This is a genomic window from Pseudoalteromonas sp. H71, from assembly GCF_001468485.1.
GTDB lineage: Bacteria > Pseudomonadota > Gammaproteobacteria > Enterobacterales > Alteromonadaceae > Pseudoalteromonas.
On record NZ_LODI01000035.1, the window covers coordinates 82,251 to 93,554 of the forward strand.

An 11,304-nucleotide genomic window follows, 5' to 3' on the forward strand; every position below is an offset into this window, starting at 1 on the left:
CGATAAATTTATTGCTGCCTTTTTATTTGATTAAATTATTTGAGCACTTGTGCTAGTAATTCAATTGGGTGTTTAGGTTTAAATTTCTCATAGCGCTTTACTTGGCTACGACATGAAAACCCGGTTGACAAGAGTTGTTCTGATTTAGTTTTATCAACAATGGGCTTCCAACTCATTTCGTATAATGCACGAGAGTTATCTTGGTTTTGCGCTTCGTGTCCGTAAGTTCCCGCCATGCCGCAACAACCTGTATTGGTTGTGTTTAATGTTAGTCCAATATCGGAGAATATAGTTTGCCAAACATTGGCTGCCTTTGGCAGTGATGTGGTTTCAGTACAATGGCTCAATAATGTAAATTCGGTTTCATTATTTTTGTTTGCACTTAAGCCTTTAAACGATTGAGTTTCTAGCCATTCGTGGGCAAGTTGCACATTAAAATCACCGCGGTTATTTTCTAAAATTGTATTATATTCATCTCGGTAACACATAACCAACGACGCATCTAATCCTACTAATGGCGCATTAATATCGTTTAGTTTATTTAAAAATTCAGCTGCGTTTTTGGCGGTTATTTTAAATTCGTGCAAAAACCCTTTTACATGTTGTGGTTTACCATTGGGTTTAAACGGTAACAACATTGGTTTTTTGCCAAGTTGAGTTATTAGAGTAATAAAGCTTTCTACTAATTCAGCTTCATAAAAACTAGTAAATGGATCTTGTACTATTAAAACGTATTCGCTTTGTTGCTGGGCATTTAAGTTAGTTAAAAGCTCAAAGCTAAATTGCTGTGCTTTGTTAATTCGTTTTGAAAGTGCCGGAATGCTCAGTTGGGGTGTATCAACATAGCCAACTGTTTTTTTAATTAAGCTGCTAACAAACGTTGTATTTACAACTGGGTTAATTATTTTCCCAAACTTGGCCATCATTGGCGCGCTACTTTCTATGTTACCCACTAAGTAATCCTTAAGTGGACGTGCATAGTAACTGTGGTAGTAATTTAAAAATCGAGCACGAAAAGTAGGAACATCAACTTTTATAGGGCAAGCCGTTGTGCAAGCTTTACAGGCTAAACATTCATCCATAGACGCTTTTACTTCGTGAGAAAAATCGTAAAGACCTTTCTTTTTCTCGCGGCTATGTACAAATCGTTCCCACCAAGTAATGACTTCGCCTTTGTTTAATTCTTTTTCTACACCAAGCAAATCTATGTTTTTAGATTCTTGCAAACGCAGCCATTCGCGCATTAAACTCGCTCGTCCTTTTGGAGAATTCCGACGATCACCTGTCACTTTATAAGACGGACACATTGGCGAATTTTCATCGTAGTTAAAACAAATACCATTACCGTTACAGGTCATGGCGTTGTTAAAACTGGTTTTTACATCGATTGAAATTTGTTTATCAAACCACGATCTTTTTTGCCCATCGACACTGACTAGTGAGTCTTCGCTATCGATTGGGGTACATATTTTACCTGGGTTTATTCGATTGTATGGGTCGAACGCTGTTTTAATTTTTCGTAGTTGAGTAAATAAATGTTCGCCAAAAAACGCCGGTCCATATTCACTACGGTAGCCTTTACCATGTTCGCCCCACATTAAGCCGCCGTACTTTGCAGTGAGTTTAACTACTTGGTCTGAAATTGTACGTAGTAGTTTTTCTTGTTCTGGATCGCACATATCGAGTGCGGGCCTAACGTGTAAAACGCCGGCATCTACATGACCAAACATACCGTACTGTAGATTATGACTGTCGAGTAAAGCTCTAAACTCAACAATGTAATCGGCTAAGTTTTCTGGTGGTACTGCAGTGTCTTCTGCAAAAGCTAATGGTTTTTGACTACCTTTTACATTACCAAGCAAACCAACCGACTTTTTACGCATTGCATAAATTTTTAAAATGTCGCTTTTGTTACTGGTAAGCTGATAGCCAATGACTCCATTTGTTTGATTAGCTACACAGTCGTCTAGTAATTTACAAAGGGAGTCTACTTTATCTTTTATGTCGTCGGCGGCCACAGCATTAAACTCAACCATATTGAGTCCTTGCATGTCTTTATGTGGAACGTCGGTAATTAAGTCCGATACTAAATTCCAAACAATATCTTCACGTGCAAGGTTTAATACTTTGCTATCGACAGTTTCCACTGAAGTTGCACGGGCATCAACTAAAAATGGAGAGTGTCGAAGTGCTGAATCAAAGCTATCGTACTTAATATTTATAAGTGTTTTGAATTCTGCAATGGGTGTAAGATTTAATTTTGCCTCGGTGACAATACCAAGTGAACCTTCAGCACCGGTTATTAAGCGGCTCATATCAAAAGTAAGTAAGTCATCACTTAGGACATGCTCTAAGTCATAGCCGGTTAAAAAACGATTTAAACGTGGAAATTTAGTTAAAATAGCATCACGTTCATTAATGGCAATATTAAGTACGGTTTTGTATATAGAGCCGACTAAAGTGTCTTGCTCTGCAATAATTTTTGCTTTTTCGACATTAATTGGAGCGGTACTCATTGGTGTACCGTCTACTAAATAGGTTGTAAGGCCTAATACATGATCGCTAGTTTTACCGTAAACGAGTGAGCCTTGACCTGATGCATCGGTGCTTATCATACCGCCTATGGTTGCACGATTACTGGTCGATAAATCGGGAGAAAAGAAAAACCCATAAGGTCGTAAAAAGTCGTTTAACTGATCTTTTATTACGCCGGTTTGAACCCGAACCCACCCTTCTTCTACGTTAATTTCGAGAATTTCACGCATATAACGGGATAAGTCAACAACGATACCAGGCGTTAAAGACTGGCCATTAGTGCCAGTACCACCACCGCGAGGTCCAAACGTTAATGATAAAAAAGGGTCTCGTGATGCTGTTTGCAAAGCTAGTTGAATGTCTTTTTCGTTTTTGGGAAAAATAACACCTTGAGGCAGTTGTTGGTAAATACTATTGTCGGTTGACGCAGTAATACGGGTTGCATAACTTGCATCGGTATCGCCCGTAAAGCCTTGCTTTTGTAATGTATTTAGGTAATTTGCGACAAGGTCTGACGCGGCATCTTGCTGAGTAATTGTTGCGATCATAACGGCATACTTTTAGACATTTGATTAATTATATCATGCTGATTGCTAATAGAAATTGAAGAATTTACAGTTTGTAACACTCTTTTTGTCGATTTGAGCGCTGCTGTAATTATAATCAAGTTAACTACACGAGAGGTCATTTATATGAAAAAAATTGTATTACAGATCATGGGGGCGTTATTTATTTTATTAGGATTAATATTTGCGGTTGTACCTGGTCCATCACTAATATTTTTTATGGCTGGTTTATTGTGTTATTCGTTTTATTATCCAAAAGCGCGGTATTATTTGTCGCTTTGCCAAAAAGCATTGACTAAATCTTGTCAGTATTTAGATAAGAAATTAGCACGCTATTAAAACAAATTCAATTTAGCAACAAAAAAGCCAGCAAAAAATGCTGGCTTTTACATAGTTACACGGTTATTTAGCTAATTTTTTAGCTAAATATAACCAAGTTTCGATTACTGTGTCTGGGTTTAATGATACAGAGTCTATGCCTTGGTCTACCAACCATGCAGCAAAGTCTTCATGATCTGAAGGGCCTTGACCACAAATACCTACATACTTTCCTTTTGCTTTAGCTGTTTGAATTGCCATAGAAAGCAGCTTTTTGATTGCAGGGTCGCGCTCGTCAAATAAATGAGCAATTAGACCTGAATCTCGGTCTAAGCCTAGAGTTAACTGTGTTAAATCGTTAGAGCCGATTGAAAAGCCATCAAAGTGTTCTAAAAATTCTTCAGCAAGTAATGCATTTGACGGAAGTTCACACATCATAATTACTTTAAGACCATTTTCGCCACGTTTAAGGCCATGCTCTTCTAGTAATTCGATTACGCGCTTACCTTCTTCAAGTGTGCGTACGAATGGAATCATGATTTCGATGTTAGTCATGTCCATGCTATTACGTACACGCTTAATAGCTTCACACTCTAGTGCAAAACAGTCGCGGAAGTCTTCAGATATGTAACGTGCTGCACCACGAAAACCTATCATTGGGTTTTCTTCTTCTGGCTCGTATTGTTGGCCACCCACTAAGTTAGCATATTCGTTTGATTTAAAATCAGACATACGAACAATTACACGCTCTGGAGCAAACGCACAACCTAATGTCGAAATACCTTCAACGAGTTTTGAAATGTAAAATTCGACAGGTGAATCGTAACCGGCAATCATGTCAGTTATTTCAGCTTTAAGGGCATCTGTTTGTGCATCAAAATTTAATAACGCTTTTGGATGCACACCAATCATACGGTTAATAATAAACTCAACACGAGCAAGACCAACACCTGAATGTGGTAAACGTGCAAAGTCGAATGCGCGGTCTGGGTTACCTACGTTCATCATCACTTTCATTGGTAGGTCTGGCATTTCGTCAACACGTGAAGTGAGCACTTCAAAGTCTAAAATACCTTCGTAAATGAAACCCGTATCGCCTTCGGCGCATGATACAGTTACTTCCTGCCCTGCTTTGATTAGGTCGGTTGCATTACCACAACCTACCACAGCAGGAATACCAAGTTCACGAGCTATAATTGCTGCATGACATGTACGGCCACCACGATTAGTTACAATCGCTGCTGCACGTTTCATGATCGGCTCCCAGTCTGGGTCGGTCATGTCGGTAACTAAAATATCACCAACCTGTACTTGATCCATTTCGTCAATCGAGTCGAGCACACGCACAACACCGCTACCAATTTTATGGCCAATTGCGCGCCCTTCTACAACAATGTTGCTTGAGCCGTTTAATTGAAAACGTTCCATTACGTTGGTGTCTTCGTTTGAACGAACCGTTTCTGGACGAGCTTGCACTATATATAGTTTGCCGTCGTTACCGTCTTTTGCCCATTCGATGTCCATCGGACGGCCGTAATGCTTTTCAATGATTACAGCTTGCTTGGCAAGGTCTTGTACTTCTTCGTCTGTAATTGAAAATTTATTAGAAAGTTCTGGATTAACATCCACTATTTCTACTTGTTTGCCGTGTGCTTTGTCGTCTGAGTAAATCATTTGAATGGCTTTAGAACCAATATTACGACGAACTACAGAAGGCTTCTCTTTTAATAATGTTGGTTTATGTACATAAAATTCGTCTGGGTTTACAGCACCTTGTACTACCATTTCACCTAAACCGTAGCTTGAAGTAACAAATACAACATCTTCAAAGCCAGATTCAGTATCTATACTAAACATAACGCCAGATGCTGATTTATCTGAGCGTACCATACGCTGGATACCAGCTGATAAAGCAACACCACGATGATCGTAACCTTGGTGAACACGATAAGAAATTGCGCGGTCGTTAAATAACGAAGCAAAAACGTGTTTAATTGCAACCATAACGGAATCAATACCAACTACATTTAAAAATGTTTCCTGTTGGCCTGCGAAAGATGCATCGGGCATATCTTCAGCGGTTGCAGATGAACGAACTGCAAATGATACATCTGCTGAAGCGTCGCCATGAAGTTGGCTATATGCATCGCGAATGGCTTGGTCTAAATTTGGTTGGAATGGTGTATCGATTATCCACTGGCGGATATCGGCACCTACTTTAGCGAGTGTATTTACATCATCAACATCGAGTGTATCTAAGATGTCATGAATTTTGGCATTGAGTCCAGATTGGTCTAAAAACTCATTAAAAGCATCGGCGGTTGTTGCGAAACCACCCGGTACTTGTACACCAGCGTTAGCTAGGTTAGAGATCATTTCACCAAGAGAGGCATTTTTACCACCTACTCGAGGAACATCTTGCATACCAAGCTCTTGATACCAGAGAACGTATTCTTGCACGGGTCTTTCTCCAAAAAACAAATTGTAGTTGAAACTGTGAGAGTTAAGAAAGAAAACCTTTTATAAAGGCCACCTTCATTCTACACTGGCAACAGTCCTCGCGTAAACCGTGAGTAACCCATTTTAGGGATTAAAAGTAACAAAAAGGTTAATTATGAGAACTGCATTTTATATATCTGATGGAACAGCAATTACATCAGAAGTGTTTGGGCATGCAACGTTATCTTTGTTTCCAATCGATTTTAATCACAAAACTATTCCTTTCGTAGAAACAGAAGAAAAAGCACACGAAATTAAAGCGTTAATTAATGCAACGGCTGCAAAAACAGGTGAAAAGCCCTTTGTATTTTTTACATTTGTAAATCACAGTTTGAGCGAAATTATAAAGTCAGCAGATGCTATTCCGTATGATTTTTTGACCACGTACAGCGAAAAAATTGAAAAAGAACTAGAGGTAGCGCCTGTACCAAAAATGCACCGGACACATTCTATACACGAGAAAAGTTATGACTTTAGAATAGACGCGGTGAACTACGCTTTAATGAATGACGACGGCGGCAATATTAAAAACTTTTCTGAGGCTGATATTATTTTAATTGGTGTGAGCCGAAGTGGTAAAACACCAACTAGTTTGTACTTAGCTTTACAATATGGCATTAAAGCAGCCAACTACCCTATTACTGAAGAAGATTTAGAAAGCGAAGGTTTACCTAAATGCTTAGTGCCTTACAAACATAAATTATTTGGTTTAACTATTGACCCAGAAAGGCTCGCCGCAATTAGACACAGACGAATGGCCAATTCTAAATATGCTTCTATTAGGCAGTGCCGTATTGAAGTACGCGAAGTTGAAATGCTCTATAAACGCCATAAAATTGCGTACTTTAATTCAACCCATCATTCTGTTGAAGAAATATCTGCAAAAATACTAATGGATACCGACTTAGAGCGTCGTAAGTACTAACTTATTTATAATTAAAATAATAAAAAAAGCCGCTATTAAGCGGCTTTTTATATGAGTGCGTTTTATTTACGTGCGTCTTTTAATAAATCAGCAACTAAAAAGCCTAACTCTAGTACTTGGTCTGCATTAAGACGAGGGTCACATTGTGTTTTGTAACGCTGCGCTAAATCGTCGTCTGATAAACCATATGCTCCGCCAGTACATTCAGTAACATGTTGACCTGTCATTTCTAAGTGAACACCACCTGCGTATGAACCTTCTGCTTTGTGAACAGAGAAAAACTGGCTAATCTCACGCATTATATTGTCAAAGTTGCGAGTTTTGTAACCAGAGGTCGCTTTTTCAGTATTGCCATGCATAGGATCTGAGCTCCAAATTACCTTACGCCCTTCCTGTTGAACTTTACGTACTAGTGCTGGTAATTTTTCTGGCAGTATATCTGCACCCATGCGAGTAATTAATGTTAACCGACCTGGGATGTTATCTGGATTTAATGCATCAATTAAACGTATTAATTCATCTGGGTCCATACCTGGGCCAACTTTTACACCAATCGGGTTTTTAATGCCTTTAAAAAACTCAATGTGTGCGTGATCTAATTGACGTGTGCGTTCACCAATCCAAACAAAGTGCGCTGAACAGTCATACCAATCGCCCGATAAGTGATCACGTCGTGTTAGTGCTTCTTCGTAGCCCAGTAACAATGCTTCGTGTGATGTATAAAGGTCAGTCTCTTTAAGGCTAGGAGCAATAGTTGAATTAATACCACATACTTCCATAAATTCTAGTGCATCTTGAATCTTGTCAGCTAACTGTTGGTATTTTTGTTTTTGTGGATTGGCAGCTACAAACCCCATGTTCCAGCGATTGACCTGATGTAAATCAGCTAGACCACCCTGTGCAAATGCACGCAATAAATTCAACGTAGCAGCACTATGATGGTACGCCGTCATCAAACGCTGTGGATCTGGTATGCGCGCTTCAGCTGTGAAGTCAATGTTGTTAATGATGTCGCCACGGTATGATGGTAGTGAAACACCATCAATAGTTTCTAAATCTGCAGAACGTGGTTTGGCATATTGTCCAGCCATACGCGCTATTTTAACTACTGGGCACTTTCCGCCATAAGTTAAAACCACTGCCATTTGTAAAATTGTTTTAAACGTATCTCGAATATTGGCTGCGTTAAAATCACTAAACGACTCTGCGCAGTCTCCACCTTGAAGTAAAAATGCGCGGCCTTCACACACATCTTCAAGCTGTTTAAATAGACTACGCGTTTCTTCTGCAAAAACTAACGGTGGTGCTGTTTTTAATTGGCCTTCAACAGACTTTAATACTTCTTGATCTGGGTACTGTGGTTGCTGCAGTATTGGCAGTTCTCTCCAGCTATTAGGGTTCCACGATTGCATATTCTATCCTCATTCCTGCTTTACCTGATGTAGTGAAATTAACGTATGCAAGTACCTCTATTCAAGCACTAAATTCACTATTTACTAATTATTTTGTTATGGGGTAGTTATAAACAAACATTAATCACTTTATTTTTGCATTTATATGAAAAATAAACTTCATCAAGTTTGCAATATAAACGCTTAATATCAATAAATTACAAATAAAAACATTAGATTTATAGTGTACAAGAACTGTTAGCATAGTAAGGGATATTATTAGCAATATACATAGGAACACATCATACTCAATTACTACACATTGTAATCTTAACTTTACAGCGGGAGTTAAGTAATTGTTGGCGTTAGTATTGCGTTTGTAAATTATTGTGCTAGCAAAGCATACCCAAGGTTTAGGTACGACCCCCTAAGATTAATAATCTTATGCAAAAGAGCCACCTATGTACACAGCAGTAAAGAACACATCATACTAAAATGTATTAAAAATTTAATCTCAGCAACTATGTGTATATATAAACCGTTGCAATCAAAAGACAAGGTTAGTATTCTTATTCATAAATGTAAGATGTGTTCTTGGTGTGTTGTGGTCTCAAAAATTAAAATAAGAAGTCAGTTTGATTTAATGAGCGAGTTAACCTCATTATTGATTGGTGAACTCAAGCAGTGTGAATATTCAAAAGCTGAATACTATAAGTTGCCTGATGTGAGTGCTAGCGAAGAAGATAATGTGCCTCAAAGTATATCCGTTTCAAAGATAACGGGAGATGATGCTCAACGAGCTATTTTTAATTCATTTACCGATATATATACAAAGTCAGGGTTAAGTAGTCGAGTACTTAAAAGACACCCTGGTTTATTAATTATAAAAAACGCAGATAAACAGGCGCTTACTAATAGGATTGCTCAGGTAAATAGGGCTAAAGCAGCATTTAAAGAATGTATTCTGGGTATTGATAACAACGACGCTCGTTTTGAAGCTGTTCATAATGCTGTACCAAATTTAATTACCCTAGCCGCATACAGAAAAATACACAGTGAAAGTGAATCACCTTTTTCTGTTAGATTTACATGGATGCACAAACACGCAACCAAAACCCTCACTAAAAAAATGGCTCTCGAGATGTTAAGTAAATCTGCAGGTTATACAAACCCAAGAATGATCGACCAACAAAAATGGCAATCTCTGGTCGCTCAAGAACAAATGAGAATAGCAAGTTTAGGTGAAAAGGAAAAACTAAGAATAAGACGCCCTACTCGAGTAAGCCCGCAAGTTAATATCAGATACACTGCACAAAATCGTTACCACGTTAGTGCTGCATTACCATTTATTTTAATAAATCCCGAGCCCGATGTTAAAATTGGTACCTTACCAGATTACGAAAAGCCAGCTAGTCACCCTCGAAAACGAGAGTATGATTTCCTAGTAGATAGACTTTACCTTGAACAGGTAACAAATTAATTATGTTAAAAAGGCCACTTTAAGTGGCCTTTTAGTAAGTGTAATAGCAAAAATAAATTATTAACTATTTTTCGACTATTTCTTCTATTTTATCTTCATCAATTAAAACAGCGTTTTCAACGATGCGTTTACCGCCTTGAATTTCAATACGTTTATTATGCTTGTTCAATGTAAGTATTTCATCACAAAATTGATCAGAAGGGTGCATTTCATAGGTGTAATCTATAATATTGCCTGTTTTATCGTCTTTTACATTAGTAATACTGTATTCAGAGATAGCCCCCTTTTCAATAAGGTCTTTCATAGTCGTTGTCATATCACGACGTAATGCTTTTAATTTGTTTTCTGTAATGTTGTCGGTTGAGTATATCGAACCATATTTTTCCATAATAGAAAGCAATCTGAAATGATACGTTTTGCCAGGTGCCGCATAGCGCCAAAGGTGGTATAAACGTAACATCATCCAGCGTGATAATCCCCGCTTTAATTCTTGGGCACTATTAAAATAATAACCTTTATATTCAAGGTTATCGATCATGTTATGAACAAAAGCATTTAAACACGCAACGCATTTAACATTGCCTCCCTGCCCCTTTTTCCCGCTAAAATGTAAAGAAGATAAAAAATTCATATTTGATTCGTAGAACGAATCATCAATGTCTGAATTTTTAGTATCTGTTGCAGAATATTTAAACGAGAGTTTTGAGCCTTGAAGTGCTTCAAGCGATTCTTTAATAGCGGGGTATGGCATAGACTGACCAACCGCTTTGAGTTCTTGTGCTAACTCGTTCATAGAAAAAACAACGGCATATTGAATACCGGACTTAAAATTTATTTTTACTATTTTACCTTTGGAGGCTAAACGGATAAGAGCACGTTCTACTTTTTCTTCTCTATCTGATGGCCAGACTAGGTATTCAATATCTTCACCGTCTTTACGAGTACTAACAACTGCCGGTGTTATTTTTATTTCGCCGTCGTATAAAATACCATCTACTTTTTCTGATATCTTACGCGTAATAATTGTTTTTTTAGGCGCTTCTTCTAATGGAAGTTTTTTATGACCCGATCGAACAAAACGTCCCCATAAATCGTAATGATTAAATGTATTAGAATAAGCACGTAAGCCATGTGCTGCATTTTCAATAGAAATGCGAACATCTTTGTTATCTGTAAATAGTGCTAAACTTTCGTTATCAATTGCACTTTCCACCCCGTGAATTTGGCCTCTTAATGTATCAGGCAAGTTATCTACCGAGATGTTGACCTTTCGGCTCATTGTTCTTATTTCCATTTATTATTGCGACATCTAATAACAACACATAAAACAAAAAAAGTTAAATGTTTAAGTTAGTATAAAAGTGATCTGCCTTTAATTAATCGACTCAGATCAGTTTTATACTAAGTAGTCACGTTTTTCTTTAATTTAAGATCATCATTATACTAACAAAGGTGTTTCAAATCTCATTTTTACTAACTCAGTTAAAAATTTGTCCACTAGTATGCTAAATTTAGCGGGCAAAGCACGACAAATTTTGTATTTAATATACCAGCCTGTGGATAAGAGCATTGTCAGTTAGCATAGATCTG

7 protein-coding genes are annotated in these 11,304 nt (G+C 37.8%); 3 read left to right on the top strand and 4 right to left on the bottom strand.

Annotated elements, in window-relative coordinates:
• Window positions 1-35: 35 nt before the first annotated feature.
• Window positions 36-3,083, bottom strand: a complete 3,048-nt coding sequence (gene ydiJ, locus ATS71_RS13800; protein ID WP_058405345.1) for a D-2-hydroxyglutarate dehydrogenase YdiJ — start codon at window positions 3,081-3,083, stop codon at window positions 36-38.
• A gap of 144 nt (window positions 3,084-3,227) precedes the next feature.
• Between ydiJ and ATS71_RS13805 the strand changes: the two genes are divergently transcribed.
• Entirely contained in the window at window positions 3,228-3,440 is a 213-nt protein-coding gene (locus tag ATS71_RS13805) for a PGPGW domain-containing protein (protein WP_058405346.1), read from the top strand.
• Between the two features lie 63 nt (window positions 3,441-3,503).
• Here the strand turns inward: ATS71_RS13805 and ppsA are convergent, their stop codons facing one another.
• Window positions 3,504-5,879: a phosphoenolpyruvate synthase gene (gene ppsA / locus ATS71_RS13810; protein ID WP_058405347.1), complete on the bottom strand. Its 2,376-nt coding sequence runs from the start codon at window positions 5,877-5,879 to the stop codon at window positions 3,504-3,506.
• A gap of 154 nt (window positions 5,880-6,033) precedes the next feature.
• On the opposite strand from ppsA, the gene ppsR reads away from it, so the two are divergent.
• Window positions 6,034-6,843 (top strand): posphoenolpyruvate synthetase regulatory kinase/phosphorylase PpsR, encoded by an 810-nt coding sequence (gene ppsR / locus ATS71_RS13815; RefSeq protein WP_058405348.1) that lies wholly within the window; start codon window positions 6,034-6,036, stop codon window positions 6,841-6,843.
• A gap of 62 nt (window positions 6,844-6,905) precedes the next feature.
• Here the strand turns inward: ppsR and ATS71_RS13820 are convergent, their stop codons facing one another.
• The gene (locus tag ATS71_RS13820) at window positions 6,906-8,255 is read right to left on the bottom strand and encodes a class II 3-deoxy-7-phosphoheptulonate synthase (RefSeq protein WP_058405349.1); all 1,350 of its coding nucleotides are present in this window, start codon (window positions 8,253-8,255) and stop codon (window positions 6,906-6,908) included.
• Window positions 8,256-8,838: 583 nt separating this feature from the next.
• On the opposite strand from ATS71_RS13820, the gene ATS71_RS13825 reads away from it, so the two are divergent.
• The gene (locus ATS71_RS13825; protein WP_058405437.1) at window positions 8,839-9,714 is read left to right on the top strand and encodes a DNA replication terminus site-binding protein; all 876 of its coding nucleotides are present in this window, start codon (window positions 8,839-8,841) and stop codon (window positions 9,712-9,714) included.
• Between the two features lie 64 nt (window positions 9,715-9,778).
• On the opposite strand, the gene ATS71_RS13830 is transcribed toward ATS71_RS13825, so the two are convergent.
• Window positions 9,779-10,993, bottom strand: coding sequence for a hypothetical protein (locus tag ATS71_RS13830; RefSeq protein WP_006793243.1), 1,215 nt, complete (start codon window positions 10,991-10,993; stop codon window positions 9,779-9,781).
• Window positions 10,994-11,304 lie beyond the last annotated feature (311 nt).

Coding starts and splice junctions, on each gene's coding strand:
- ATS71_RS13820 (WP_058405349.1), bottom strand. CDS start 8,255: ATGCAATCGTGGAACCCTAATAGCTGGAGAGAACTGCCAATACTGCAG.
- ppsR (WP_058405348.1), top strand. CDS start 6,034: ATGAGAACTGCATTTTATATATCTGATGGAACAGCAATTACATCAGAA.
- ATS71_RS13805 (WP_058405346.1), top strand. CDS start 3,228: ATGAAAAAAATTGTATTACAGATCATGGGGGCGTTATTTATTTTATTA.
- ydiJ (WP_058405345.1), bottom strand. CDS start 3,083: ATGATCGCAACAATTACTCAGCAAGATGCCGCGTCAGACCTTGTCGCA.
- ATS71_RS13830 (WP_006793243.1), bottom strand. CDS start 10,993: ATGAGCCGAAAGGTCAACATCTCGGTAGATAACTTGCCTGATACATTA.